Origin of the sequence: Paraburkholderia phenazinium (assembly GCF_900100735.1) — a bacterium.
Taxonomy (GTDB): Bacteria; Pseudomonadota; Gammaproteobacteria; order Burkholderiales; family Burkholderiaceae; genus Paraburkholderia; species Paraburkholderia phenazinia.
Window position 1 is genome coordinate 1 of sequence record NZ_FNCJ01000021.1, and the last position, 25,175, is coordinate 25,175.

The following is a 25,175-nucleotide window of genomic DNA, read 5'->3' on the forward strand; positions in this document are numbered from 1 at the left end:
TGTATTAGCCTAGACCGGATCTGACAGGTAGTCGGGGAAGTGAGGTAAGGAACACGATTCAGCGAGGAATCAGTTTCTCCCTGGCGAGTTCAAGCGAATCGAGGAAGGTACGCATAGGCGTCTTGCCATAACACCATCGCCCCTGATGTTCGCGCTCATTGTTGTACTGGTCAAGCCATGCGTCGAGATCGCTTTGCAAGGTCGGGATCGAATCGTAGATCTTCCGGCGGAAGGCGATGCGATAGAACTCGTTGAGCATGGTCTTGTGAAGCCGCTCGACGATGCCGTTGGTTTGTGGAGAGCGCGCTTTGGTGCGGGTGTGATCGATGTTCTCCACGGCCAGATAAAGCTCGTATTCATGGTGCTCCGGGTTGCCGCAATACTCGGTACCCCGGTCAGTGAGCACGCGCACGAGCGGGATGCCATAGCTGTCGAAGAACGGAACGACGCGATCGTTGAGCAGGTCGGCGGCCGGCAGCGGTGTCTTCCGGTCGTAAAGCTTGGCGAACGCCACCTTCGAGTAGGTGTCGACGAAGGTTTGCTGATAGACCCGGCCCACGCCCTTGAGCGTACCAACGTAAAAGGTATCCTGGGCGCCGCAGTAGCCGGGGCATTCAGATTCGAACTCGCCGTGCGTTTCCTTTTCCAGTTTGGCGCGTTCAAGCGCCGCCAACTGCGATTCAGTCAACACCAGTCCTTCCTGGGCGGACTTGGCCTCCAGCGCCTTCAGGCGCTTGTTCATGGTCTCGAGGTCATGGCGCAACCAGATGCTACGCACCCCCTGAGGCGAGACGCTAAGGGCGTGGCGTTTGAGCACCTCGTTGGCGATACGGATCTGGCCGTAAGCGGGCAGTTCCAGGGCCAGTTCGACCACCGCCGCCTCGACCCGCGGATCCACGCGGTTCTTCAGCAGCGGGCGGTGGTGGGAGATTTCCTGCAGGGCCGCTTCGCCGCCCTTGTCGTACAGTTCCTTGAAGCGGTAGAAGCTGTCGCGGGAATAGCCCATTACCCGGCAGGCTTGGCTGACATTGCCCAGTTGCCGAGCCAGTTCGAGCATGCCGACCTTGGCACGGATGACTTTCTGTTCCTGAGTCATGGTTGACTCCTTGCGGTTTGCCGCGCGCGTTGCCGCTTCGGACTACGTCCTCCACGCCCACGCGCAACAGCACGAGAAACCGACCACTGTCAGATTTAGTCTAGGCTATTGCAATTTACAGCATGTCTAGGCATTTGTCGCGATCTTGGGGGTGACAGTGAGACTGTTGGATTGGACTGCACTTCAATAGTGCAAGTATTTGTCCCGCAGCAGCGAGAACGGTACTAATTGCGCTGCTTCGATCGCCTCGAGCATTTCTGATCCAGCGCCGTCCTGAACTGCCTGCCACAGCACTGCAGAGCCGATCGACTCGCGTGTCGCGGCCATGTCGAACGTGGCGGGATAGCGTGCTTGCAATGTAGACAACAAGGCCAATCCGAGGCGCGCCGGGGGACGCGGTGTTGGCATGGCGTCGCGAACCATACTCACACCATGGCAAAGCTGGCCTCGCCAGATCGACTCGGTCGGAACGAAATCGACAGGTTCGAAATGCGCGCCGGCACCAAGCGCATTCAGCACATGTGCCAGCATCACGCCGTCGATCCATGGCGCGCCTATCCACTCGAATGGATGCGGTGTGCCGCGGCCCACGCTCACATTCGCCCCTTCGAGCAAGGCGACATCGGGGTACAGGTCTAGTTGAGCCGGCGTGCGCAGGTTGGGCGATGGCGGCACCCAACCCAATCCGGTGTCCGCTAGCCGCATCTCGCGTCGATATCCCTGCATCGGCACCACGTGCAGATCAGCGCCAATGTGGCGCTCGCTGTTGAACAGATCGGCGAGTTCGCCTACCGTCATGCCAGGCAACAGTGGGAGCGGAAAATATCCGGTGAACGACTCGCGACCGGCGTCCAGGACCGGCCCGCCGAACCGGTCCGCGCCGAGCGGATCTGGACGATCCAGCACAAACAGCGGAATGCCGCGTGCGGCAGCGGCTTCGAGCGCATAGCCGAGGGTTGTCTCGTAAGTGAAGAATCGTACGCCGGCATCCTGAACGTCGAACACCAGGGCGTCCAGCGCGTCGAGCGAAGCGGCCGGGAAGCGCTGGTCTTTGCCGTAGAGGCTGTGCACGACGAGGCCCGTTGCCGGGTCGGTCGTGTCGCCGACCTTCGCATCGACGTCGGTGTTCAGGCCGTGTTCCGGCGAGAACAGGGCCGCTAACGCGACACCGGGTGCGTGTGAGAGCACGTCGACGGTGCGTCTGCCGGCCGAGTCGAAGCCGCTGCGATTGGTGATCAATCCGACTCGCATGCCGGAGAGCGGAGCAAACTGCTGCGCTTCGAGTACGTCGATACCCACCTGCACCGGCCCTGTCGACACCGGCAAGCGTGTTGCCGCAGCCAGCGCCGGCAAGGCCTCCGGCAACAATCGCCCGATTTCGGCCACGGATAGCGGTGCCGTATGGCTTGCCAGCAGCGCGAGGAGCTGCGCACGAACTGACCGGGCGTCGCCCTGGTCGTCGGGATGCACGCGGTTGGTCAGGATCACTACGAACTGGCGCGTTGCCAGATCGATCCAGATACCCGTGCCAGTGTAACCGGTGTGGCCGATCGTGCCGATCGGCGGCAGACGGTCACGGTTCGAGACCAGCGGTGCCGCCAGTTCCCAGCCCAGGCCGCGCCATGGGACAGCCGAAAGTGGGGATGCGGCCGCAGCCAGCGCAGCGATGCTCTGCGCCTGAAGAATGCGGGTGGCGCCGTACTGCCCGCCGTTGAGCATCATTTGCGCAAAGCGGGCGAGATCGTCGGCGGTGGAGAACAATCCGGCGTTGCCGGAGACGCCGCCCATCCACGCTGCTGTCGGGTCATGCACGCGCCCGCGGCGCATGCCGGCCTGATCGGCGGTCGTTGCAGCGCTGCGCGCTGCGCGCGAGGCGCCGGGCAGGAAGACCGTATCGCGCATGCCGAGTGGCGCAAACACATGCGTTTGACAATACGCATCGAGCGACTGATGCGTGACGCGCTGCACCAGTTCGCCAAGCACCACGAAATTGAGATCGCTATAGACGACCCGCTCGCCGGGTTCGCTGAGCAGGTGTTCCGCCACGATGGCGCCCAAGACACCGTCGCGGCCCGAACGAGCCGGGCGGCTGCGCAAGTCGGCCCGCAGGCCGGAGGTATGCGCCAGTAACTCGCGCACCGTCACGGCCTCTTTGCCGTTCGCCGCGAAGGCCGGCCAGTACTGCGCGACGGGTGCATCCAGCCGCAGGCGGCCGGTCTCGGCCAGTTGCAGGATCGCGGTAGTCGTCGCGATCACCTTGGTCAACGAGGCCAGATCGAATTCCGTATCGAACGTCATCGACTCGGAGGCGGGCGTCAGTGCGCGCTGTCCGAATGCCTCGCGATAGAACACCTGTCCGGCATCGCCCATCAGCACGACCGCGCCGGGAATCCGGCCGGCGGCGATCTCTGTATCGACGATCTGTTCAACTTGCCGGCATGCGGCAGCATCGAGACTGCCGGCGTATGTCGCGCGCGCGGCGATGGCGAGTCCAAGCAGCAGCGCACCGCGCCTCATCAGCCGGCTCAGGGGCGTGGCAGCACGTCCGGCTCGTAGTGATTGCGCGGATTCCATAGCATCCATCCATCGGTACCTGCGGCGTCGGCGGCGTCTACCTGCGCACTGATCGCCGCAGCGTCGAACGGACGACGATCGAAGGCGTAGTCGCGAAATGCCTGCAACCACGGACGAAAGCGCACGCTCGGGAGTTTGGTGCGCTGCATGGCCTCGGCTAACGAGCGCCTGACAATCTGTCCGGGGTCCGCGACAGGGTTGGTGCAGCCAGGCAAGCCCCACGTGAAGCCGGACGGGTACAGCATCGGTGAAATATAGTCGAGCGGCGCGCCCAGGTCTTCGATCTGCTGGCCAATCGCCGTATCGTCGAGGTTCCAGCACACGTAACCGAAAATATCGGCCGACACGAAGACGTTGTAGGGGGCCAGCCGGGCGCGCGCGGCCTGCAGGAACCCTACGATCGCGGCAGTCCGGTTGGCCCGGATATTGGGCAGCGCGAAACGCAGTCCGCTCGCGTCGGGAAAGCGGACATAGTCGAACTGGACCTCGTCGAACCCCATGCGCGCGGCTTCCTCGGCGATATCGAGGTTGTGCTGCCAGACTTCGTGTGAAAACGGGTCCGTCCACTGCAGGTGCTCGCGGTCGCGCCACGGCTTGCCGCTTGCGTCGTGCACGCTCCAGTCGGGGTGCGCGTCGGCAAGCGGGTCGTCCTTGAAGACGACGATGCGCGCGATCAGATACAGGTGCTGGCGATGCAGTTCGGCAAGCAATGCCGGGAAGTCCTGCATGAGAGGCGCACGTTCCTTGATCTGGGCGGTCGCGCCGACCGCATCGCGCGCCGCACTGCGATATGGCGTGAGACCGCGGTCGCCCTTGACGTCGATCACAAGCGCGTTGACCGCAGTGGTTTGGGTCAGGCCGACTGCTGCCTTGCGCAGCGTTGTGCTGGTAATGCCGAAGACCGAGAGATAGACGGCTTTTGCCCGAAACGGCGTCAACGTCAGCGTGATGGCCTTTCCGGCGGATACGCCGGTTTGGGCGCGTAGATAGCCAGGCGCACGAGCGGCGATCGTCGAGCTGGGTTGATCGGTTTCGAACCGGCCGCGCTGGTCGGTGTGCGTCACGCCGGCCGCGCTGGTGACGATCGCGCCGGGCACGGGATCGAGCGTGCTGGCGTCGATTACGACACCGGTGACCACGGCAGCGTGCGCGCCGGCAAGCAGCGTTGCCAAGGCGAGTGCGGCGACGACGGTGCCGCCCTTTATGACGTTTCTACATATCATCGCGTGTTCCCCGAGACCGGTGTGGTTGGTGTTTGTGGTTCGTCGAGCAGCCGCGCGAGTGCCCCGGCGCCATATGCGTCGATCATCAGGAAGCGCGGCAGCGCGAGCAAGGGCGAATGGCGGTCGGCTTTGCGGGCATCAAGCGTGAAGCCTGCGACATAGCCTTCGTCGGCTGCAAGCGCCGTCAGCTCGTCGTCGTAGATTCCATATGGCCACGCAAGCATGTCCACGTGAGTGCCCACCTCGGACTCTATGCGACGTCGCGAGGTATTCAACTGGGTGTGCACGAACTGACGGAAATCCGCCTCGCTGCGGCGCCTGCGTTCGATCTTGAAGTTCGGATGCCAGTATGTATGCGACTGGACGTCGAACAGGCCGGTTTGCCTGAGACTGCGCAACTGGTCCCAGGTCAGGGCATAGGGCGCGTTGGAGATCGCCGACGGGTAGACAAACAAGGTGACCGGAAAGCGCTCGCGCAGCACGATCGGCAACAGCTTCCCGTAGACCGAGCGATGCCCGTCGTCGACCGTAATCACCACCGGTTTGGCGGGCAGCGCGATGCCTGAACCTTTTAGCCAGTACACCACGTCGCGCAGCGGCACGATGTGATAGCCGTGCTCGCGCAGGAACTGCAGTTGCGTCTCGAAGGTGGTGACGCGCACTGTCATCGAGTCGTCTGCGGTGTCGGAAAAGCGGTGATAAACAAGGATCGCGACGCGCGGTTCAGCGGTCTGCGCCTGTGCACTTGCGAGGCACATCAGCCAACACACGCAGACAGCTACCGCGCGTAAGGCGCGCCAGCCCGGAGCGCTCATGCGAGCGTCCCCGCGGAGGGTCGCTGCGTGCGAGCAGGTACCAGCAAGATCGGATGTGTAGCGATCCGGCCCAGCCGGTTGACTACGCTGCCGGGCAGGACCGCATCCAGACTGCGATGTCCGTGTGCGCCGAGCACTACCAGCGCGGCGCCACAATCTTCGGCGCACCGTTGCAGACGCGCCGCAATGGTTTCCGTCAGTTGCTCGGTTTCCGCAAGCTGTGTCGTGCAAGGCATAGACGCGGAGCTTGCGCGTTGCTGAGCTTCTTCGAGCAATTTGGCACCCTTGGCGCGGAGCGACGCAGTCAGCGTAACGGGGTCATAGAAGCTGACCGTCACCAGCAGATAAGGCAGATCGATCACATGCACAATATGAAGCTGAGCGCGATCCGCGGCTGCAAGGCAGATCGCCTCGTCCAGTACGCGATAGCGAGCGTCGCTGTCGTCGATACACACCATGATTTTTCCGTACATATCGTCCATCCGCCTGGTTGGTTGCGCCGCGGCTTGCGCCGCAGTGTTGTGAGCGCCACGCCTTGATTACGCACCACGGGTGACGCGCGTGCCGGCCGTGCCATTGGCCATTTGTTCAATCTGGTCGAGCGAGCCGATGACGGCAGGCTGTCCGGTGCGCGACACGAATTCAGCAGCCGCCTCGACTTTTGGTCCCATCGTGCCGGCAGGGAAGAACATTGCCCGCAGCGCCGTTACCGTTATTTCACGCAGCGCGGATTCGCGAGAGGTGTGCCAGTTCTCGTAGACGGCATCGACATCAGTTGCGATCAGAAGCAAGTCCGCGCCCAGGTCGGCCGCCAGCAACGCGCTGCACAGGTCTTTGTCGATCACAGCCTCGACGCCTGAATGCGCCTTCCCATCGGCGGCAACCGTCACGGGAATCCCGCCGCCTCCCGCGGCGATCACGATCGCGTCGCGATCGAGCAGCCATTGGATCGCCCGCAGTTCCACGACGCGATGCGGCTTCGGAGAAGCGACGACGCGCCGGTAGCCCGCGCCATCGGCGGCGATGCTCCAACGGTGGCGAACGGCAAGGCGTTCGGCGTCCTCTTTCGCATAGACCGGCCCGATCGGCTTGGTTGGATGATCGAAGGCGGGATCGTCAGCTTGAACTTCGACGCGTGTAAGCAAGGTCGCAACCTCGCGGTCGTTCGGCAATGCATTGGCCAGTTCCTGCTCGAGCAGGTACCCGATCATCCCTTCAGACTCCGCGTCGAGCACGTCGAGCGGCATGGCGGAACGCGCACCCACCGCAGCGGCCTGTAAGGCGAGCAGCCCCACCTGCGGGCCGTTGCCATGTGCGACGATCAGCTGATTGCCGTGGGCGAGGCGCGCGATCTGGGTGGCGGCTCGACGGATGTTGGCGATCTGGTTGGTGGCTGTCATCGGTTCGCCGCGTCGCAGCAGCGCATTGCCGCCCAATGCAATCAGGATACGCATGACATCCTCCTATCCGAGGGTCGCCACGAGCACCGCCTTGATCGTATGCATGCGGTTTTCAGCCTGCGAAAACACGATGGACGCGTCGGATTCGAAGACTTCGTCGCTGACTTCCAGTTCCGCCAGGCCAAACCGCTCGTGAATCTCCCGGCCTGTGTCGGTTTCCAGGTTGTGGTATGCCGGCAGGCAATGCATGAAGCGTGTGCGGACCTTGCCGGTTTCCTTCATCAGCGCGGCATTGACCTGATAGGGTTTGAGCAACTCGATGCGAGCGCCCCAGGCGTCGATCGGCTCGCCCATCGACACCCAAACGTCGGTATAGAGAAAGTCGACTCCGTTCACCGCGTCATGCGGGTTATCGGTGATCGTCACGCTCGCGCCCGTCCGTTCGGCGAGGCTGCGCATTTGCGCGACCAGATCGGCGTGTGGCCACAGTTCGCGCGGCGCGGCAATGCACACGTCCATGCCCATCTGCACGCCGCCGATCAGCAGGGAATTGCCCATGTTGAAACGTGCATCACCGAGATAACAGAACGACAGTTCGTGCAAGGGTTTCTCGCCGAACTCTTCCATGGTCAGCAGATCCGCGAGCACCTGGGTCGGGTGAAACTCATCGGTCAGGCCATTCCAGACCGGCACATGCGAATACGTGGCCAGATCCTCGACCACGCTCTGATGAAAGCCTCGATACTCGATGCCGTCGTACAGCCGTCCAAGTACGCGCGCGGTGTCCTTGAGAGACTCCTTGCGTCCGAGCTGGGAACTCGCCGAATCGATGTAAGTGACATGGCCGCCCTGATCGTGGACGGCGACTTCGAATGCGCAGCGCGTGCGCGTCGAAGTCTTTTCGAAGATCAGTGCGATATTTTTGCCACTCAGTTTCGGCACCTCGTTGCCCGCGTACTTCGCGCGCTTCAGTTCGGCGGCGAGGTCAAGGAGAAAGCGGATGTCGCGAGGCGTGAAGTCCCGCATGTTGAGCAGGCTTCGGTTGCGCAGATTGAATGCCATAGTGCCAGGTCCTTGGAATGAGTGATACGTCAGATGGGGTCGCGTTCCAGCGGGCAAGTCATGCAATGGCCGCCTCCGCGTCCGCGGCCCAGTTCGCCGCTCGGAATGGTGATGACTTCGACGCCGGCCTTGCGCAGCAGCGTATTCGTATAAACGTTGCGGTTGTAGGCCACGACGACGCCTGGAGCTAGCGCGATGACGTTATTGCCGTCGTCCCACTGCTCGCGCTCGGCCTCCCATTCGTCGCCGCCCGTGGCGACGGTGCGCAAGGTCTTCAGGCCAATGGCCTGTGCGACGACATCGAGAAAAGGCGCGGTCTCCGCGCGAACGTCGAGTTCTCCGGCCCGCTCGCCCGGACGCAGGCTTGTGCAGCGAATGCCGTTCACGACTTCCGGGAAGATCGTGACGAGGTCACGGTCACAGAAAGTCAATACGGTATCGAGATGCATCGCGCCCCGCGAACGGGGTAGCTGTGCGGCAATCACGTGCTTCACCGATTCGCGGGCGAAAAGCCCGCGAGCCAGTTGAGCGACCCCTTGGGGCGAGCTTCGCTCACCCATACCGATCAGAACGACGTCGCGTGAGAGCGGCATCACGTCGCCACCCTCGAGGGTGGCACCACCGTGATCGACATCCGGATCGCCCCACCAGATGTTTGTTCCGCCATTGAAGAGGGGATGAAAGCGATAGATTGCCGCGGTTAGCAAGGTCTCTTGCCGCCGGGCGGGCCAGTACATCGAACCGAGGACAGCTGACTCGTTGATCCAGCAACTGTTGTCGCGCGTGAACAGCGCATTGGGCAGCGGCGGCAGGAGAAAGCCGGCGTGATCCACGCAACGCGCCAGCAGGCCCGCCGGCTCGAACGGCAACTCGCCACGCACGATGCCGCCTATTAGGCGCGTTGCGAGCTCGTCCGCCTTCATCTCGTCGAGCCACGGACGCAGCTGCGCGGACAATTCCGCATCGACAGTGCCGGGCGACAGTTTCCGCTCGAGCACCCAGTCGCGAGCCTGACGTTCGCGGAGAATATCGGCGAGCAGATCATGGGTGTCGAACACTTCGATTCCGTGATCCTGCATCGCACTGACGAAAGCGTAGTGGTCGTTTTTTGCCTGCGCGACCCACAACACGTCGTCGAACAGCAGCTCGTGGCAGTTGAGCGGAGTCAGACGGGCCTGAGCGAGCCCAGGCTTGCAGACCATGACCTTGCGCAGCGTGCCGACTTCGGAGAAAACACCGAATCCCATGATAGGTCCCTTGTCAGTTATAGACCGAGCGCGCCGCTCGACAGCAGCCAGGCTGCAATGGCAGCGAGTACGACGAGCGCAGCCAGAATGGCGGCTTCGAACGGCCTGAACAGACGCACGCGCTGTTCGCGCTTGGCCCAGCCATAGAGGACGACGCCGGGGGCGTAGAGCAGCGCGGAGAGCAGCAGGTACTTCGGACCTGCCGCATACAGCAGCCAGCAGCAATAGACCGTGGCCAGCGCGCCGATCAGCATGTCGCGCCCGCGTGCCGGATCTCCAGCCGCATAGTTTTCTCCGGCGATGGCGACGCGGGTGGCGTACACGGCCGAAAAGAGGTAGGGGATCAGGATCATCGAGGTCGCGAGCGAGATCAGTGCCTGATATGTCGCATTGGATACCAGCGTGATGATCAGGAACAACTGAACCAGGCCATTCGTTACCCAGAGTGCGTTGGCGGGTACGCCATGGCCGTTCTCACGCGACAGGAACTTCGGCATGACGCGGCCGGTGGCTGGCGTGAACAAGGTTTCAGCCGCGAGCAGCGTCCAGGCGAGCAGGGCGCCGCCCACCGAAACCAGCAGCCCGATGCTGATCAGCACCGCGCCCCAGGTGCCGACCGCCTTGTCCAGCACACCCGCCATCGAGGGGTTCTTCATCGCCGCGAGTTCGCCCTGCGGGACGATACCGAGCGACAGCAAAGACACGGCCATCAGCAACAGCAGCACGATTCCAAAGCCGAACACCGTGGCGTGGCCGACGTCTTCGCGATGCTGGGCGCGCGCCGAGAACACATTCGCACCTTCGATGCCGATGAAGACCCACACGGTGATCAGCATCGTGCTCTTCACCTGGGTGAATACGTTGCCGAGCTTCGGATCGCCCCAGAAGTCCTGCGCGAACACGTGGCTGCGAAACGCCACGAGCGCCAGCAGGATGAAGAGCAGCAGGGGAATGACCTTGGCGACGGTCGTGATCGCATTGAGGACTGCCGCGCCACGAACCCCACGCAGGATCACGAAATGCATCGCCCACAGGACGATGGATGCACCGAGCACTGCGGCGCGCGTATTGCCGTCGCCGAAGATCGGGAAGAAGTAACCGAGCGTGCCGAAGACGATGACCAGATAGCCGACATTGCCCAGCCACGCGCTCACCCAGTATCCCCACGCCGAATTGAAACCGACGAATTCGCCGGCGCTGGCACGCGCGTAGGCGTAGATACCGTTGTCGAGATCGGGCTTGCGGGTGGTCAGGGCCTGATAGACGAACGCGAGCATCAGCATGCCGACGCCGGTGATGAGCCAGCCGATCAGCACGGCGCCGGCACCCGCGCCGGAGGCCATGTTCTGCGGAAGCGAAAAGATCCCGCTGCCGATCATCGAACCGACGACAAGGGACGTCAGCAAACCGAGCTTCAACTGTTTCGGTCCAGTCGAAGTAGTTGGCGTCTGATTGGAGGGCGCGACAGATGTGCCTGTCAGTTGATCTGCGAGATTTTTCATGTCACGAACTCTAAGGTCTGGAGATGCATCGATTAGGTCATGACGGCTACCCCAACCGGTTGATCTGGATCAGCTTTCGCCAACCGTGTGTGCGCCCGGGCTTGCCTCGCAACAATGGAAACTTTCGCCAGTGGCAGATGCCGGCAACTCGACAGCTTCGAGATACGTCGGTATGGTGCATGGCCAGTGCAGCGTCTCTTCGATATGGCGGCGCAGTGCGTCGGCAGCAGCCGACTCGCCATGCGTGATGAAGGTTCGCTCCGGGGGGGCGGAAATGGCTCCTAGCCACGCCAGCGTTTCGCTATAGTCGGCATGGGCGGATAGCGACGAAATCGATTCGACCGCGGCCCGAACCGGAATATATTCCCCATGAATCTTGATTGAAGGGGCATGGGCGGCCAGTGCTGCGCCGCGCGTGCCGGCTGCCTGGTAGCCGACGAGCACGATCGTATTGCGGCTATCGGGTGCAAACGCTTTCAGATGATGCAGCACCCGCCCGCCGGTGGCCATGCCGCTGCCGGCGATGACCACCATGGGTCCGCGCCGGCTGCTTACTGCTTTCGACTCATCGACGGTGCGCACCATCTCCGCTGCGTGGCTCAGTGCATTGGCCTGAGTCATCGTCAGGCGATGCTCGCGTGCGTGATGTCGATAGAGGTCAGTGACGCTGCACGCCATGGGACTGTCGAGGTAGACCGGCACGTTGGCCATCCGCCCACTCGCCTTGAGTTCCGCGATGTAGTGAAGAATCGACTGCGCACGCCCGACCGCGAAACACGGAATCACGACCATACCGCCTTGTCGGAATGTTCGCGAGAACACGTCGGCAAGTTCGGTGGCCGGGTCGACGGCACTGTGCAGGCGGTCGCCGTAGGTGGACTCGACGACCAGGTAGTCAGCGTGCGCAAGGGGCATCGGCGCGCGCATGATGGGGTCGTGCGGGCGGCCCAGGTCGCCGGAGAAGGCGATGACCTTGCCCTCCATGCAGAGCACCACGCTCGCCGCGCCGAGGATATGGCCAGCCGGCAACAGGCGAAAACAGGCGTGGTCGTTGAGCATCGTCGGCACGTCGAAGTCACGCAGCACGAGGAGCCGGAGGGCGTCTTCCGCATCCTTGAGCGTGTAAAGCGGCAGCGCAGGATGGTGCTTTGAGAATCCATGCCGGTTGGCAAAGTCTGCTTCCTCTTCCTGCAGCTTCGCGCTGTCGCGCAGCATCACCTCGCACAGGTCGCGGGTGCCGCTAGTGCAGTAGATCGGGCCGCGATACCCCATGCGGGCGAGCACCGGCAGATAGCCGCTGTGATCGAGATGGGCGTGCGTGAGGATGACGCCGTCGAGCGTTTCGATGGGTACAGGAAGCGCATTCCAGTTACGCATGCGCAGGTTCTTCGTGCCCTGGAACAGCCCGCAGTCGATCAGGAGGCGAAGGCCGGCGCCTTCGAGGAGATACTTCGATCCGGTGACCGTTTCCGTGGCACCGAGAAATGTCAGCTTCATAAGAGCACCTTCAAATGGGGAGATGAGGTGAGGTTTGCCTGCCACTCATGGCGAGTACGGGTTAGCCCGTATCGTCAGGCGTGCTATCGCAGGCGGAAACACGCACCACGCGCCATCGTCATGCTGGAAGAAGAAGATCGCAACCGGACCATCCTTGCGAATCGTCTCGACGCGTACGCTGCGCGTTTGACTGGCGGGCGTCCGCCTGGCGCGCGTGACATGAACCGGGGTCGCAACCGGCGCCAGCCATTTTTCTACCAGCCAACGCAGGGACTGTTCGCCACTTTTCATTTGCTTCTCCTTCAACATCGCCAGCTCGGCATCACGCTGTCAGGGTCGTGCGCAGGGCTTCGGCAAACCGCCTGAACGATGCGAGGGAACCAGCGATGCTCTGGTACTTTTCCCGCCCGATCTGTCCGTCTAGTGTGATCAACATGCCCGCTTCGTGGGCGAGCGCGAGTATTTGATCGAGTTCGGTGCATCCCTGAGCGCCTTCGGTAGTGGCCATGGTCGTGATGGCTGGGCGGGCAAAAGCAGACTGGTTCGACATGATCGTCTCCCTGGAGAGGTCCGGTGACCGCGCGGTGCACTTTGACGGCGCCTGTCATCAGAATTGCGGTTCCATGAATCCAGTATTGGTCACACTCGCGAGGACGCAAATCAGGTGGCGCTGAACTTTGCGTAAGCCACCTGACATATGTGTCAGCGTTCTCCTACACGAGGTGACGCGTTGATAGGGCGCAATTCATTCCGGGTGGTACAGCTATCCCTGAGTGTTGGACCGTTCGTACCACTGCACAATGATTTGCCAGATCTGTTGAGCCGTTTCGGCGATGCAGAACAGGTCTGCATCGCTCGCAGCGATCATGCCCTCGTCGATCAGGAACTGGACGTCGAAGGCCTGGCGCCAGAAGCGCTCACCCACGAGCAGCACGGGAAGCGGCTTGATCTTGCCTGTCTGCAGGAGTGTCAATACTTCGAAGAGTTCGTCACAGGTGCCGTAGCCGCCCGGGAAAAAGACCGCTGCCTTCGCTCGCTCGAGCAGGTGCAGCTTGCGGATCGCGAAATAGTGGAAGCGGAAACAGAGATCCGGTGTCAGGTAGGGATTCGGCAACTGCTCATGTGGCAGTGAAATATTGAAGCCGACGCTCGCCGAGCCGGACTCGAACGCGCCTCGATTGGCTGCTTCCATGATGCCTGGCCCACCGCCTGTGACGACTGTCAGCTTGGGCAGCGTGAGCGTTGCCTCCGCGCGTCCGATGAGACGGCCAAGCTCGCAAGCAACCGTGTTGTAGGTGCTCTTTTCCAGAACGCGCTGCGCGACCATGACGTTGCGCTTGCAGAGCGGATCGACTGGTGCGTTGTCTAATGCCTGCTGTGCCGTCTCAAGCCGCTGTTGCGCCACGCCGGGTTCGACGAGGCGCGTGCTTCCGTACACGACGACGGTATGGTCGATCTGGTGGCGCTGCAGCAGCTCTTCAGCCTTCCAGTAATCCAGTTGCAGGCGCACGCCGCACATTTCCGGGCGCTGCAGGAAAGCGAGATCTTCATCGGCCTGCCGGTAGCTCGGGCTTTCGACGAGGCGCTGAACCCTGAGATCGGCTTGAGGCGCGGACGGCATCGAGGTGACAACGGTTTTTTCAATCATGAAATGCCCCGCTCAGAGAGAGATCAGGTGTCTCCGCTTTGCAACTAGCTTCATGATTGACACATGCCGGATGCACTTGATGATCCAGATCAAATGCAATAAACAGCCAGAACGCAGAACTGACAATCGCGGCACGACGCGCAAGCGATTGCATGCAGCGGCCGCCGCGGTCGGGAGCGCAGAGCGTCCCGACCTCAACGAGCGCCGGCATACTCATTTCGCAACCGTTGCAGGGCTCTCCGTACTGCCGCGTTTGCGCGCCGGCCGGCGCGGCTTCTTGCCGGCTTCGCTGACCATTGCCGAGCCTTCCGACTCACGCGATTCCTCCGTGGTTTCGCGTTCGCCGGTCGCCTGCGGACTCGGTTCGAATACCGCGTCGTCCTGCTGTGTGTCGAAACGGCAGCAGATGCGGCTGCCCTCCTTGATCCGCCCGTCGAGCAGTTCCTTTGCAAGCGGGTTTTCAATTACCTGACGAATGCGCCGGCGCAGTTCGCGAGCGCCGTATTCCGGCCGATAGCCCTCGAGCGCCAACTGTTCGATGATGCTCTCGTCGAATACCAGGTCGATGTCCTGGCTCTTCGTCACGCGGGCGACCTCGTCGAGTTGCAGCCGCACGATTGAACGGATCTGGTGCTGCGTCAGCGATTCGAAGATGATGATCTCGTCGATCCGGTTCAGGAACTCGGGCCGGAAGTGGGATCGCAAGACGGTCATCACGCCTTCACGCATCGCATCCGGCTTGCCGCGCTTGCTGTCCGCGCCATTCCTGCTGGCGCCGTCGCCGTCGACCGCGACGAACCCGGGCCGGTTGCGCTGGGTCCCCATGATGACGTCGGAGGCGAGATTGCTGGTGGCAATGATCAGCGTATTGGCAAAGTCGATGACGCAACCCTTGCCGTCGGTCAGGCGGCCATCGTCGAAAACCTGCAGGAGCACGTTATAGACGTCCGGATGGGCCTTCTCGATTTCGTCAAGCAGGATCACGCTGTGCGGGCGGCGGCGTACCCGTTCGGTCAACTGGCCCCCCTCTTCATAACCGACATAGCCGGGCGGGGCGCCGATCAGACGCGCGACGGCGTGTCGCTCCATGTACTCGCTCATGTCGATGCGCACGATTGCATCCTCGTCGCCAAACACGACTTCGGCGAGCGCCTTCGCCAGCTCGGTCTTGCCGACGCCGGTTGGGCCGAGGAACAGAAACACGGCGACCGGTCGATGCTTGCTCTGCAGGCCGGCGCGGCTGCGTCGCACCGCATCGCTCACCGCGCCGATCGCTTCCCCCTGGCCTATTACGCGCTGATGCAGCCGTGCTTCCATTTTCAGGAGCTTGTCCTTTTCCTCCTGCGTCAGCTCGGCGACCGGGATGCCCGTCATCTTGGCGACGATTTCGGCCACCTGCGCGGCACTCACTTCGGCGCTGCTCGAACTCACGCGGCGCTTCCAAAGCGCGGTTGCACCGGCCAGTTGGGTTTCCTTGGCGGCGAGTTGGTCACCGAGGTCCTTCGCGCGCTCGAAGTGTTTGCGCGAAGCCGCGTAATCCTGCTCGCGCCTGAACTGCGCGATCTCGGATTCGAGTTCAAGTATCTCGGCGGGACGCGAGGTCGACGACAGATGCTCGCGCGCCGCGGCCTGGTCGATAAGGTCGATGGCCTTGTCCGGCAAGAAGCGCCCGGTTATGTAGCGATCGGACAGTTCGGCCGCTGCGATGAACGCCTCGTCGAGTATCGTCACCTTATGGTGCGCCTCGAGCTGGTCGCGCAAACCGCGCAAAATGCTGATGGTTTGGTCGACCGTCGACTCACCGACGAGGACCGGCTGGAAACGCCGCTCAAGAGCGGCGTCCTTCTCAATGTACTTCTGGTACTCAGCCAGGGTGGTCGCGCCGATCAGGTTCAGTTCGCCGCGCGCCATGGGTGGCTTGAAAACATTGGCGATATCCAGACCGCCTTCGCCGCCCCCCTGGCCGGCGCCGACGATTGTGTGCACTTCATCCACGAACAGTACGAGATTGTCCTTGTGTGCGGCGATTTCGTCCATGACCTGTTTGACCCGCTCCTCGAACTCCCCGCGATATTTGGAGCCGGCGACAAGCGAATTCACGTTCAGCTCGATTAGCCGTTTGTCGCGCAATGTCTCCGGCACGTCGCCGCTGACCATACGCTGCGCCAGGCCTTCGACGATCGCGGTTTTGCCGACGCCCGGTTCGCCAATCAGCACCGGATTGTTTTTCTTACGCCGTGCCAGCACTTCGGCCAGGGTCTCGGTCTCTTTCGAGCGGCCGATGACCGGGTCGAGCTTGCCTTCGCGCGCAAGTCGCGTAATGTCGCGGCTGTACTTGTCGAGTTGTGGCGTATCGCTCGGCGTTTGGGAGGATGCTTCATCCGTGCCGGCAAACTTGAGCACCTGCTGGCGCAGCGCCGGAGGCGTCAGACCATACTTCATCAGCAGATCGCCGGCAAAGCTGTCGGTGACTTCGGCGAGGCCTGTCAGCATTTGCTCGGGACCAACATAGCTCTGGCCAAATTCGCGAGATGCGATGAAGGCTCGTTCGAGCGCGCTCTTCAGGCGCGGGGATACGGCAATCTCGCCGTCGGCCAGCTTCGGCGCCGCTTCTTCCTTGAGCGCATGCTGCTCGATGTATGCCTTGAGGTCTGCGCCTGAAACCTTCAGCGCACCCAGAATCCGCTGCACGGCTTCGCTATCGACCAGTTCGTGAAGCAGATGTTCCGTATCCACTTCGCGCCGGCCGAACTGCACTGCGCATTCGGCCGCGCGCTGGAGGATCTCTTTCGCCTGATCACTAAAGTGCTGCTGCAGGTTGACCCCGTCGGATTCCGGCACCACGCCCTGTGGTGCGGCTCCCGTCATGCCGTACGGCGTGTGCACTGGCGCACCGAAAAAATCGTCTAGCAGCCCCCCACGGAACAACGATTCGAGTGGCGATACCTGGCGCTGATGCCGGGTAAGCTGCGCATAGTGGTAATCGCAAACGTCCATCTGCCGACGTTTGCCGTCCTGAAGCACCGCGACCCGAACCGACGCCGGACGCACTCCGCATAGATCGCACATGTGCTGCGCCATTTCCTGCCTCCTTGATATGACCGTCGAATGCCCGGATCGATGCCGCGCCCGATGGCGTGAACTCAATAGGGGAATTCTGGATGGCAACCGCTCATAAGCTTTTAGCTTGATCAAGGAAGTGCCAGGGCCGGGCAATCGATCGGGGGCGGCCGCGCAACGGCCCTGGCATGAAATTCCTGCTACGTGTATTGATGCGGCTCGATTTCAGACCTTCCAGGCGGGGTTGATCTCTGTCAAGAGCGAGGTGCTATAGAGCACACAGACTGAAAACTCCTATGTGGATGGGCGACCGTGCAATTTGACGGGAGCGGGCGCTGGCTCTGGAGACGATGATGTACAAGCGAATTCTGGTGGGACTTGATGGTAGCGAGGCTGCGAGCCGGGCACTCGACGAGGCGGTGACGATTGCACGGACGACCGGTGCCACGATCACCGCCATTTACGTGGTGATGCACGCTGCCCGGCTCGTCGAGACCAGCGCCGGTCTCGTCGATGAACGGCCTGCTAGCAAAGCGGATGACGAAGCTGCCCGGGCGGCGTTGGATCATGCTGACCAGGTCTTTCGAGCGAATCACCTTCGTGGCACGGTGCGTGAAATCGATGCTTATGGCGAAGACGTCGCGGCGGTCCTCGCCCATGCCGCGTCAGGACATGAGGCTGATCTCGTCGTAATGGGTACGCACGGCCGCCACGGCGTGCGCCGGCTGCTGCTAGGCAGCGTAGCCGAGTCATTCGTGCGCATCTCCGACGTGCCGGTATTGCTGGTGCGACACGCTCCGTGGGTCGAACCGGAAGTTGATGCTAATGTGTAATCGAGAACGTGCTGCAGCGCACACGAGGGGATTTTCGCCCGGCGGGTCAATTGATCTTGGTCAACGTACACCGGGTCCTTACGCGTAGCCTGAGGCATGTCTGCATGCACGTGCAGGGACGAACAGGAAGGCTATATGCGCACTCTATGTCTAGCGTTGCTTGCTGTCATCGTGCTATCCGTCTCCGGGTGCGGCTACAACGCTATCCAGACTCAGGATGAGCAGGTGAAGGCGAGCTGGTCGGAGGTGCTCAACCAGTACCAGCGTCGTGCTGACCTGGTGCCGAACCTCGTGAATACCGTGAAGGGCTACGCAAGCCAGGAACGAGCGGTGTTCATTAGCGTGGCCGAGGCGCGTGCCAGGGTCGGGTCGGTGCAGGCCACTCCAGAGCTCATTAACGACCCGCAGGCATTCGCCAGGTTCGAAGCGGCCCAGGCACAGTTGTCCTCTTCGTTATCGCGACTGCTCGTCATCTCCGAGAGTTATCCGCAGTTGAAGTCCGATGCCAACTTTCGCGACTTGCAGGCGCAGCTCGAAGGCACTGAAAACCGCATAACGGTGGCCCGTAACCGCTATATCAAGGCAGTACAGGACTACAACACGACCGTGCGGTCATTTCCGTCCAATCTCACGGCAAGCATGTTCGGCTACAAGGAGAAACCTAATTTCTCGGTGTCCGATGAGGCAGCGATCGCGCGTCCTCCGCAGGTCGACTTCCGCACGGTGCCCATGCCGGCGAGTGGAGCGGCAAATTGAAGATCGTCAAACCTGCCGGCTTGCTGCTGCTCGCCGTCCTCACATTCTTGCCGTGTGGCGCCGGCGCGGAGGTGGCGGTTCCGGCACTGACGGCGCACGTCACCGACGAGACGGCCACGCTCACTGGCGAACAGCGTTCGGCGCTAGAACAGAGCTTGCAGACTTTCGAGGAAAAAAAGGGAAGCCAGATCTCGGTGCTTATCGTGCCCACCACCCAGCCGGAAACGATCGAACAGTATTCGATGCGCGTCGTCGAGCAATGGAAGCTGGGACGCACGCGCGTTGATGACGGCGTGCTGCTGATCATCGCCAAAGACGACCGGACCCTGCGCATCGAAGTCGGCTACGGTCTCGAGGGTGCGCTTACCGACGCAACCAGCAGCCGCATTATCAACGAGACCATTGTTCCGAGATTCCAACAAGGTGACTTCTACGGCGGTGTAGTGGCCGGCGTCGACAGCATTATGCGTGTGGTCGATGGCGAACCTCTGCCGCCTCCGCAACAGCATGCGGATGACGCGTCCGGGCAACTCGCGCGCTATTTACCGATTCTTTTCGTGCTCACCCTCGTGGCGGGCGGCGTATTGCGCGTGGTATTGGGGCGGTTGCCCGGGTCTGTGGTGACTGGCGGATCTGTTGCTGCCGTCGCGTGGCTGTTGTCCGGCACGTTGTTCGTCGCGGTGTTGGCAGGTGGTATCGCCCTCGCTTACACGTTGCTTGGCAGCGGCCTGGGCGCCTACGCCGGAGGCCGTACTATCGGCGGCCCTCCAGGCAGATTCGGCAGCGGCTCGGGCCGGACGACCTTCAGGGGCGGTGGCGGGGGATTTGGTGGTGGCGGCGCATCGGGCAGGTGGTAGCCATGGTGCTCGAACGCGTCCTCAGACATCTGCTCGTGACCCGGTGGCACGTCAATCGTGCTTTTCCGGCTGATACGCTGCGCGCCATTGAAAAGGCCATCCGGGAAAATCATCGAACCCACGTTGGGCAGATCCGGTTTGCCGTCGAAGGTGCGCTGCATATCGGAGCTTTGTTGGAAGGAATGTCGGCGCAGGAACGTGCAATCGATGTCTTTTCCGAGTTGCGGGTCTGGGATACGGAACACAACAACGGGGTACTTATTTATCTCCTGTTAGCCGATCACGATGTGGAGATCGTTGCGGATCGTGGGGCACATGCCCGGATCAACTCTGGTGAGTGGGACGCCATTTGCCGGCAGATGGAGGCCGCTTTCAAGCTCGGCGACTATCGGGCCGGAGTACTCCGCGGTATCGAAGAGGTGACGGCGTTGCTGAAAAGACATTTTCCAGCTCAGCAGGAAACGCATGACGAATTGCCGAGTAAACCAGCTGTGCTTTGAGCGATATCTCGCTCGATGCCGGCAGTGGGAAGAGTGTGGCGCTGCGTGAACATTTTGAGGCGCTTGCGTTTGCCCTGGAGCCATCGGGGCAGCGCCAGATTTGATACTCCTGGAACGGGAGTCGAATTGATTCGCAAGTCCTCTGCCAACCTTGCAAGGAATAGCCATGAATGCCGATGCAGCCAAGAAAGTATTTTCCGAATTTGATGATCTCGCCTCGAAAAGCGAGGACGCAAATGTCCAGTTTTTGATTCGGGCAATGAAGCTCCATGCCGAGCTCACGAATGCCCGGCTCGTGTCCCTCGAGCAGGCATTGCTTGCCTTGTTGAAGAAGTGAGCGAAGCAAGTTGATCGCGGCGTGAGCGCACCGGGATTCTGCGGTCACGCCTTCCTGGGGTTTACCTTCGAGCGCGATGAGGCAGGGGGCTAAGCGATGGCGTTGTCGCATATCCATCGTACGCATCGTTCAGGCTGGCTGCGCGCCGCAGTGCTCGGGGCCAATGACGGCGTGCTGTCGATGTCCGGGCTGATGGTCGGGGTGGCCGCGGCGCAGACGCAGCCGCACGGCGTTCTGGTAGCGGGCGTGGCGGGCCTCGTCGCGGGGATGCTGTCGATGGCCGCCGGCGAATATGTTTCGGTCAGTTCGCAGGCCGATATCGAGCGTGCCGACCTCGCAGTCGAGCAACAGTCCTTGCAAAACGAGTTTCCGCAGGAGCAGGCGGAGCTGGCCGACATCTATGTGCGGCGCGGCCTCGAACCGGAGCTGGCGCAACGTGTCGCCGTGCAACTGATGGCCTTTGACGCACTTGGCGCCCATGCGCGCGACGACATAGGCATATCCGACGTGACCAGCGCGCGACCGATGATTGCGGCCATGACCTCGGCGTTGAGCTTCGCGAGCGGAGGCGCCGTGCCGCTCATTGCAGCGACTTTGGCGACGCGGGCCGCGCTCATACCCGTCGTTGCGTCGGTTTCTCTGGTCCTACTGGCGTTGGTGGGCGCTCTCGCTGCGCAAATCGGTGGCGCACGGATCCTGCCGGGCACGTTGCGGGTATTGGCCTGGGGTGCGCTCGCGATGAGTGTCACCGGCCTCGCGGGCAGACTGTTTTAGCAGGAAGGAACCATCATGTATCAGAAGATTCTGTTGGCGGTAGACGGAAGCGACGCATCGAAACCAGCCGTAGAAGAGGCGTTCCGGATCGCAGCGGCCGCTCGCGCTCGCGTGCATGCCTTATACGTCGTAAGCAAATGGGGTGTCGCTCCGTATGCCGGCTACTATGAACCGGAAGCGCTCGGCGCAGTGCTGCGAGAAGACGGCCGGATCGCACTGGAAGCGGTGCGCGTGGCAATAGCCGAACGGAGAATTCCGGGCGCTATCGAAATCGACGAAACGCAGAGTGCGGCCGACGATATCCCAAGCTGTCTCGAACGTTGCGCTCGACGGCAGAATGTCGATCTCATCGTAATGGGAACGCACGGCCGGCGCGGCGCGAGCAGAGTCCTGCTGGGCAGCGTGGCGGAGGGTTTGCTGCGCATCTCGACCTGTCCTGTGTTGCTTGTCCGCTCGGTGCATATCGATGCTGCGCAGGTTAGGCATGGTGGCCACGGTTAAGCCCTTTCCACGGAAGGGCAGGTAGCGCTACTCGCGGACAGCGCCGCAACGTTCGGGCACTTCCGATGACGAACCCGCCAGTCAGGAGGCGGGGTGTTGTCGGAAACAGCTCGAATTCATGGCGCGATACTCAGTTGACGCTCAGTTGATCCACCACCCATCGGACACCTTTTGCGGCCCATGCCACGCCGCACACGGCGCGTTTTTCAGCCAACGAATCGACCGTCCCGGTTAGCCTGACGACGCCGTCGTGTACATTCACGTTGACGTGCGCTGACTCGCGCTGTGCCCGCCGCTCCAGAGCCTTACCTATCTGCGTGCGGATATCGGTGGCAACCTCGGCTCCGCGCACAGTGATCTGATTGGCCAGGCCAACCACATCGCGCATGCGGCTCACAGCCGTTTCGGCCGCCTGGCGTTGATAGCCATGATCGACTTCCCCGCTGAGTGTGACGCAGCCGTGCTCCACGACCACCCGTATCGCGTTCTCCGGCACACCTTCCTGCCATTTCAAGGTCGACATGACCGCCGCGGCCAGATCTTCATCCGTGTGCTTCGAAGGCGAGGGCGGCCGCACGACGAGTTCCAGCACGATCGCGCGGCTGTTAGCAACACGCTGCGCGGCTTTCTGCGCGGCGAGTTTCTGGGCATAGCTCGACACCGAGCCCTCGAGTGTCACGATACGCCCATGAACCGTTACAGTGATATTGCGGGCATCGATGGCGGAATCCCACAGCAACTCCTGCTCGACGTCATGTTTGAGCGCCTCATCTGACTTCATCTCTATCTCCTCGGGCAACGCATCCCGCAACCATGCGCGATGCACAGGTTATAGGGTCGCGCAGCGCACGCTAAATGTATTGATACCAATCAATCACGCGCCGGTTAAAAACGTGCGGTTGCTATCGACGCGACTTTGGCCCGGACTGAGCATGATCGTATCAATCGCGTCGCGGACGGAAAATCAACCAGGCGGCCAAGCTGGTCAACAACAGCGCGATCAGAGCTACGATCCAGAATCCATGGTTGTCGTATTTCAAGGGTAAGCCACCTATGTTCATACCCAGCAAACCGGAGATCAGATTGACCGGCAACGCGATAACCGTAACCGCAGTGAGGATCAGCACGCTGCGATTGGTATGCTCTGCGACCCGGTCGGCGATTTCTTCTTCGAGCAACTTGATGCGCTCCTGAAGTCCGGCCATGTCGCGCAAGGTCAGAGAAAACTCCTCGGCGGACTGTCTGAGCGATTGGGCGTCTTCTTCTAGCACCCAGTGTGGCGGCCCGTTGACGAGGCGAAAAAGCGCAGCGGGTTCAGGTGCCAGCAGGCGGCGTAGGCGCACCAGATCGCGGCGAATGCCACCCAGACTCGAGCGGGTAGGCAGTCTGCCGGCAAGCAGCATTTCGTCCACCTCGTTGGCCGACTGCGCTGCCGCGCGCACAATGCCGATGAGTACGTCTGCCTGTTCCTGCAACAGATGGATCAGGAGAGCCATCGGGCTACGGAAGATTTCCCCACCTTCGACGGCCTGTCTCAACTGACTGACTGAACGCAGTGGGGAACTGCGCACGCTAATCAGATAGCGAACGCCGACATTCACCCACAGCGTCGCCACCTTGAGCGGCTTGTTCCGCTCAAGGTCATACTCGACGTCGTTGAGTACCGCGATGAGGGTCTGGTGGACATGGATAATTCGTGTTGAGCGAGAACCTTCCCTAAGGGTATCCCCGAACGCTTCCGGTAGTTGCACATGTTGCAGCGGCCAACCTTCCAGCACGGTAGGAATGTCGTGAAAATGCAGCCAGATAAATTCTGTACTGCCGTCGTCACGATGCTTCAACCATTCGATGGCTATGTTCACGTCGATCTCGCGGCCCACCCCGTTCTCGGAGAACAGATAGCCGCGGTCCAAAGGGAAATGATCGGTGGATTGCGCCGACAGAAGTTCGGTGGCCATTCAATCCTCCATCCCGCGGGGGACATGGTCCCATGGCACCCACGTGCCGGCTTGCTTGACATAGGAGCGCTTGACGGCAGCCCACGCAATCCGATGGGCGATTTCTTCCTGACGCGACTCTCCGGCATGCGCTGCATAGGCATGGTTGAACGCGTTGCGATAGATGTCTTGTGCGTGTTCGGGAAGATGATTGCGTACGGGCGCAGGCAGATCGGCATTGAAAGAGTAGGGCATCGCTGTTCAGGAAAGAGCAAGTGGACCGTCTCGCGGAGTCAGCCGTCAGTCGTTCGGCTTGCGCAGGGCATCGCGAAACTGCTTGAGACGGCCCTGATATTGCTCGGACTCGCCATAGACCAGAAAGCGTTGATACCTCGCGTGCGTACCGAGCACCTTGTGAGCGTGCTTGATCGGGCACCAGTACTGTTCGGTGCGAGCGGCGATCTCGGTGGCATAGGCGATCAGCCCATTGCCATATTCGCAGTATGCGCAGTGAAATCTTTCCATCACGTTCAGATATCGCAATTGCCAGCGGTCCATCACAATGTAGTCGGCGCGCCTGACTTTCACCATGCCGTAGATCGGAAAGCAAATCGTCTGGTAAAGCGAGATGCAGATGTCGAGAAATGCCAGGGGAATAATCAGCCCGTAGATAAACGGCGCGGCGACAAAGTTCAGCGGCGCGCTGTCAAGCAGCCACCGGCCGATGCTGGTTTTCGACTCCCGATGAAGCTTTCTGACCGCCTCGTCGAACTCCACCCGTTTGCCGCTTACCCGATAGAACAGCCTGGTTTCCTGTTGATGCAACTCGGCTCTCAGGTCATCTTCCAATGTGCTGATCTGATTCAGGATATGCTGGATTTTCTTATCCACACCGACTCCGCCGGATTGAACAATCATGGCAATACGTGTGCCCAACGAACCGATAACGCCATCATGGTTCATTGGACTCCGCAACGAGCAGTGGTGATTGATCTGAATCAACCACAGTGTTGTTTCAGACCGGAACAAATGCAACCGCGGCATGAGCTTGGTGAGCCAGTCAAATGACGGCGCCCTTGTCCTAAGTTGATCCTGATCATGCAACACCCCGAACGTTCACCTCAGAATGTCTCTTAAAACCCCAAACTGCCAAACGGGACAAAAGGAGGCCGCAGCCGTGTCCGCATTCTGTCAGTTGGAGCGAGAACTCGCCCACATTTCTGCAATGATTGTCCTGCTGCGGGACCGCATGCCACTGGACACGAAAAGCCCAGTCATGGACCCTGCCTACTGGCGCGCCAGAATTCGGAACGCGGCTACGCAAGCTACGCTGGACGGTGTGTTGCAGCAGCGAGTTATCGATCTGATCGCGCAGCTCGATGCAATTCCGGGCGCACCGGCCAGCAGGATGCGCAAGCAGAGACGATCTCGTGCCAAGTCTCGAGTGGTGCAAAAGCGGGATGAGTGAAGCTGCCAGCTTGCTAAGCGCTTGATTCTTCCATCAGGCCCCATCTTGCCCTACAGCACGGTTGACCTCGATCAATTGCTTTGCGTGA

26 protein-coding genes are annotated in these 25,175 nt (G+C 61.5%); 8 read left to right on the forward strand and 18 right to left on the reverse strand.

Translation table 11 applies throughout. The annotated features are described in order from the left end of the window. Positions 1–58: 58 nt before the first annotated feature. The 14 genes from BLQ92_RS32250 to BLQ92_RS32320 form a co-directional block, all read right to left on the reverse strand. Positions 59–1,096, reverse strand: coding sequence for an IS481 family transposase (locus BLQ92_RS32250; RefSeq protein WP_090691711.1), 1,038 nt, complete (start codon positions 1,094–1,096; stop codon positions 59–61). A 183-nt stretch (positions 1,097–1,279) separates the two neighbouring features. After that, positions 1,280–3,670 carry an exo-beta-N-acetylmuramidase NamZ domain-containing protein gene (locus tag BLQ92_RS32255; RefSeq protein WP_175773079.1) on the reverse strand — a complete coding sequence of 797 codons (2,391 nt, stop codon included), beginning with the start codon at positions 3,668–3,670 and terminating at the stop codon, positions 1,280–1,282. Continuing rightward, entirely contained in the window at positions 3,622–4,893 is a 1,272-nt protein-coding gene (locus BLQ92_RS32260; protein WP_090692203.1) for a putative glycoside hydrolase, read from the reverse strand. Before BLQ92_RS32260 ends, BLQ92_RS32255 begins: the two co-directional genes overlap by 49 nt. After that, a complete protein-coding gene (locus tag BLQ92_RS32265; RefSeq protein WP_090692208.1) occupies positions 4,890–5,708 on the reverse strand; it encodes a polysaccharide deacetylase family protein in 819 nt (272 codons plus the stop codon). Before BLQ92_RS32265 ends, BLQ92_RS32260 begins: the two co-directional genes overlap by 4 nt. Then, entirely contained in the window at positions 5,705–6,181 is a 477-nt protein-coding gene (locus BLQ92_RS32270) for a universal stress protein (RefSeq protein ID WP_175773078.1), read from the reverse strand. The genes BLQ92_RS32265 and BLQ92_RS32270 overlap by 4 nt, the downstream gene beginning before the upstream one ends. A 66-nt stretch (positions 6,182–6,247) precedes the next feature. Beyond that, on the reverse strand, positions 6,248–7,162 hold the full coding sequence (arcC, locus tag BLQ92_RS32275) for a carbamate kinase (protein WP_090692215.1): 915 nt from the start codon (positions 7,160–7,162) through the stop codon (positions 6,248–6,250). A 9-nt stretch (positions 7,163–7,171) separates the two neighbouring features. Beyond that, positions 7,172–8,170: an ornithine carbamoyltransferase gene (gene argF, locus BLQ92_RS32280; RefSeq protein ID WP_090692219.1), complete on the reverse strand. Its 999-nt coding sequence runs from the start codon at positions 8,168–8,170 to the stop codon at positions 7,172–7,174. Between the two features lie 29 nt (positions 8,171–8,199). Continuing rightward, positions 8,200–9,417, reverse strand: coding sequence for an arginine deiminase (locus BLQ92_RS32285; protein WP_090692222.1), 1,218 nt, complete (start codon positions 9,415–9,417; stop codon positions 8,200–8,202). Between the two features lie 17 nt (positions 9,418–9,434). Further along, positions 9,435–10,919: an arginine-ornithine antiporter gene (gene arcD / locus BLQ92_RS32290; protein ID WP_090692226.1), complete on the reverse strand. Its 1,485-nt coding sequence runs from the start codon at positions 10,917–10,919 to the stop codon at positions 9,435–9,437. Between the two features lie 69 nt (positions 10,920–10,988). Further along, on the reverse strand, positions 10,989–12,416 hold the full coding sequence (locus BLQ92_RS32295) for an MBL fold metallo-hydrolase RNA specificity domain-containing protein (protein WP_090692230.1): 1,428 nt from the start codon (positions 12,414–12,416) through the stop codon (positions 10,989–10,991). A 45-nt stretch (positions 12,417–12,461) separates the two neighbouring features. Continuing rightward, entirely contained in the window at positions 12,462–12,707 is a 246-nt protein-coding gene (locus BLQ92_RS32300) for a hypothetical protein (RefSeq protein WP_090692233.1), read from the reverse strand. Between the two features lie 31 nt (positions 12,708–12,738). Further along, complete coding sequence (locus BLQ92_RS32305; RefSeq protein ID WP_244106529.1) at positions 12,739–12,966, reverse strand: hypothetical protein; 228 nt, start codon at positions 12,964–12,966, stop codon at positions 12,739–12,741. Positions 12,967–13,179: 213 nt separating this feature from the next. After that, on the reverse strand, positions 13,180–14,064 hold the full coding sequence (locus BLQ92_RS32310) for an LOG family protein (RefSeq protein WP_244106528.1): 885 nt from the start codon (positions 14,062–14,064) through the stop codon (positions 13,180–13,182). A gap of 213 nt (positions 14,065–14,277) precedes the next feature. Next, the gene (locus BLQ92_RS32320; protein ID WP_090692243.1) at positions 14,278–17,145 is read right to left on the reverse strand and encodes an ATP-dependent Clp protease ATP-binding subunit; all 2,868 of its coding nucleotides are present in this window, start codon (positions 17,143–17,145) and stop codon (positions 14,278–14,280) included. 332 nt (positions 17,146–17,477) lie between these two features. Here BLQ92_RS32320 and BLQ92_RS32325 point away from each other — a divergent pair, with 332 nt between their 5' ends. The 7 genes from BLQ92_RS32325 (at position 17,478) to BLQ92_RS32350 (ending at position 21,682) form a co-directional block, all read left to right on the forward strand. Beyond that, positions 17,478–17,957, forward strand: a complete 480-nt coding sequence (locus BLQ92_RS32325; RefSeq protein WP_090692248.1) for a universal stress protein — start codon at positions 17,478–17,480, stop codon at positions 17,955–17,957. A gap of 135 nt (positions 17,958–18,092) precedes the next feature. After that, positions 18,093–18,713, forward strand: coding sequence for a LemA family protein (locus BLQ92_RS32330; protein ID WP_175773076.1), 621 nt, complete (start codon positions 18,093–18,095; stop codon positions 18,711–18,713). Then, positions 18,710–19,570 (forward strand): TPM domain-containing protein, encoded by an 861-nt coding sequence (locus BLQ92_RS32335; RefSeq protein ID WP_090692254.1) that lies wholly within the window; start codon positions 18,710–18,712, stop codon positions 19,568–19,570. The genes BLQ92_RS32330 and BLQ92_RS32335 overlap by 4 nt, the downstream gene beginning before the upstream one ends. A 2-nt stretch (positions 19,571–19,572) precedes the next feature. Continuing rightward, positions 19,573–20,070 carry a TPM domain-containing protein gene (locus tag BLQ92_RS32340; protein WP_090692258.1) on the forward strand — a complete coding sequence of 166 codons (498 nt, stop codon included), beginning with the start codon at positions 19,573–19,575 and terminating at the stop codon, positions 20,068–20,070. Positions 20,071–20,236: 166 nt separating this feature from the next. Then, the gene (locus BLQ92_RS40250; protein ID WP_175773075.1) at positions 20,237–20,407 is read left to right on the forward strand and encodes a hypothetical protein; all 171 of its coding nucleotides are present in this window, start codon (positions 20,237–20,239) and stop codon (positions 20,405–20,407) included. 96 nt (positions 20,408–20,503) lie between these two features. Further along, complete coding sequence (locus BLQ92_RS32345) at positions 20,504–21,181, forward strand: VIT1/CCC1 transporter family protein (RefSeq protein WP_090692262.1); 678 nt, start codon at positions 20,504–20,506, stop codon at positions 21,179–21,181. 15 nt (positions 21,182–21,196) lie between these two features. Next, positions 21,197–21,682, forward strand: a complete 486-nt coding sequence (locus BLQ92_RS32350; protein WP_090692265.1) for a universal stress protein — start codon at positions 21,197–21,199, stop codon at positions 21,680–21,682. A 130-nt stretch (positions 21,683–21,812) separates the two neighbouring features. Here the strand turns inward: BLQ92_RS32350 and BLQ92_RS32355 are convergent, their stop codons facing one another. The 4 genes from BLQ92_RS32355 to BLQ92_RS32370 form a co-directional block, all read right to left on the reverse strand. Continuing rightward, a complete protein-coding gene (locus BLQ92_RS32355) occupies positions 21,813–22,463 on the reverse strand; it encodes a BON domain-containing protein (protein ID WP_090692269.1) in 651 nt (216 codons plus the stop codon). Between the two features lie 160 nt (positions 22,464–22,623). After that, positions 22,624–23,640: a transporter gene (locus BLQ92_RS32360; RefSeq protein ID WP_090692273.1), complete on the reverse strand. Its 1,017-nt coding sequence runs from the start codon at positions 23,638–23,640 to the stop codon at positions 22,624–22,626. Then, the gene (locus BLQ92_RS32365) at positions 23,641–23,874 is read right to left on the reverse strand and encodes a ChaB family protein (protein WP_090692281.1); all 234 of its coding nucleotides are present in this window, start codon (positions 23,872–23,874) and stop codon (positions 23,641–23,643) included. A gap of 45 nt (positions 23,875–23,919) precedes the next feature. After that, positions 23,920–24,726 carry a hypothetical protein gene (locus BLQ92_RS32370; RefSeq protein ID WP_244259661.1) on the reverse strand — a complete coding sequence of 269 codons (807 nt, stop codon included), beginning with the start codon at positions 24,724–24,726 and terminating at the stop codon, positions 23,920–23,922. A gap of 70 nt (positions 24,727–24,796) precedes the next feature. Here BLQ92_RS32370 and BLQ92_RS32375 point away from each other — a divergent pair, with 70 nt between their 5' ends. Beyond that, positions 24,797–25,087 (forward strand): hypothetical protein, encoded by a 291-nt coding sequence (locus tag BLQ92_RS32375; RefSeq protein ID WP_090692285.1) that lies wholly within the window; start codon positions 24,797–24,799, stop codon positions 25,085–25,087. Positions 25,088–25,175 lie beyond the last annotated feature (88 nt).

Excerpts from the sequence above, each read along its gene's own strand:
- BLQ92_RS32250 (WP_090691711.1), bottom strand. The coding sequence starts at position 1,096 with ATGACTCAGGAACAGAAAGTCATCCGTGCCAAGGTCGGCATGCTCGAA.
- BLQ92_RS32255 (WP_175773079.1), bottom strand. The coding sequence starts at position 3,670 with ATGGAATCCGCGCAATCACTACGAGCCGGACGTGCTGCCACGCCCCTG.
- BLQ92_RS32260 (WP_090692203.1), bottom strand. The coding sequence starts at position 4,893 with ATGATATGTAGAAACGTCATAAAGGGCGGCACCGTCGTCGCCGCACTC.
- BLQ92_RS32265 (WP_090692208.1), bottom strand. The coding sequence starts at position 5,708 with ATGAGCGCTCCGGGCTGGCGCGCCTTACGCGCGGTAGCTGTCTGCGTG.
- BLQ92_RS32270 (WP_175773078.1), bottom strand. The coding sequence starts at position 6,181 with ATGTACGGAAAAATCATGGTGTGTATCGACGACAGCGACGCTCGCTAT.
- arcC (WP_090692215.1), bottom strand. The coding sequence starts at position 7,162 with ATGCGTATCCTGATTGCATTGGGCGGCAATGCGCTGCTGCGACGCGGC.
- argF (WP_090692219.1), bottom strand. The coding sequence starts at position 8,170 with ATGGCATTCAATCTGCGCAACCGAAGCCTGCTCAACATGCGGGACTTC.
- BLQ92_RS32285 (WP_090692222.1), bottom strand. The coding sequence starts at position 9,417 with ATGGGATTCGGTGTTTTCTCCGAAGTCGGCACGCTGCGCAAGGTCATG.
- arcD (WP_090692226.1), bottom strand. The coding sequence starts at position 10,919 with ATGAAAAATCTCGCAGATCAACTGACAGGCACATCTGTCGCGCCCTCC.
- BLQ92_RS32295 (WP_090692230.1), bottom strand. The coding sequence starts at position 12,416 with ATGAAGCTGACATTTCTCGGTGCCACGGAAACGGTCACCGGATCGAAG.
- BLQ92_RS32300 (WP_090692233.1), bottom strand. The coding sequence starts at position 12,707 with ATGAAAAGTGGCGAACAGTCCCTGCGTTGGCTGGTAGAAAAATGGCTG.
- BLQ92_RS32305 (WP_244106529.1), bottom strand. The coding sequence starts at position 12,966 with ATGTCGAACCAGTCTGCTTTTGCCCGCCCAGCCATCACGACCATGGCC.
- BLQ92_RS32310 (WP_244106528.1), bottom strand. The coding sequence starts at position 14,064 with ATGATTGAAAAAACCGTTGTCACCTCGATGCCGTCCGCGCCTCAAGCC.
- BLQ92_RS32320 (WP_090692243.1), bottom strand. The coding sequence starts at position 17,145 with ATGGCGCAGCACATGTGCGATCTATGCGGAGTGCGTCCGGCGTCGGTT.
- BLQ92_RS32325 (WP_090692248.1), top strand. The coding sequence starts at position 17,478 with ATGTACAAGCGAATTCTGGTGGGACTTGATGGTAGCGAGGCTGCGAGC.
- BLQ92_RS32330 (WP_175773076.1), top strand. The coding sequence starts at position 18,093 with ATGCGCACTCTATGTCTAGCGTTGCTTGCTGTCATCGTGCTATCCGTC.
- BLQ92_RS32340 (WP_090692258.1), top strand. The coding sequence starts at position 19,573 with ATGGTGCTCGAACGCGTCCTCAGACATCTGCTCGTGACCCGGTGGCAC.
- BLQ92_RS40250 (WP_175773075.1), top strand. The coding sequence starts at position 20,237 with ATGAATGCCGATGCAGCCAAGAAAGTATTTTCCGAATTTGATGATCTC.
- BLQ92_RS32345 (WP_090692262.1), top strand. The coding sequence starts at position 20,504 with ATGGCGTTGTCGCATATCCATCGTACGCATCGTTCAGGCTGGCTGCGC.
- BLQ92_RS32350 (WP_090692265.1), top strand. The coding sequence starts at position 21,197 with ATGTATCAGAAGATTCTGTTGGCGGTAGACGGAAGCGACGCATCGAAA.
- BLQ92_RS32355 (WP_090692269.1), bottom strand. The coding sequence starts at position 22,463 with ATGAAGTCAGATGAGGCGCTCAAACATGACGTCGAGCAGGAGTTGCTG.
- BLQ92_RS32360 (WP_090692273.1), bottom strand. The coding sequence starts at position 23,640 with ATGGCCACCGAACTTCTGTCGGCGCAATCCACCGATCATTTCCCTTTG.
- BLQ92_RS32365 (WP_090692281.1), bottom strand. The coding sequence starts at position 23,874 with ATGCCCTACTCTTTCAATGCCGATCTGCCTGCGCCCGTACGCAATCAT.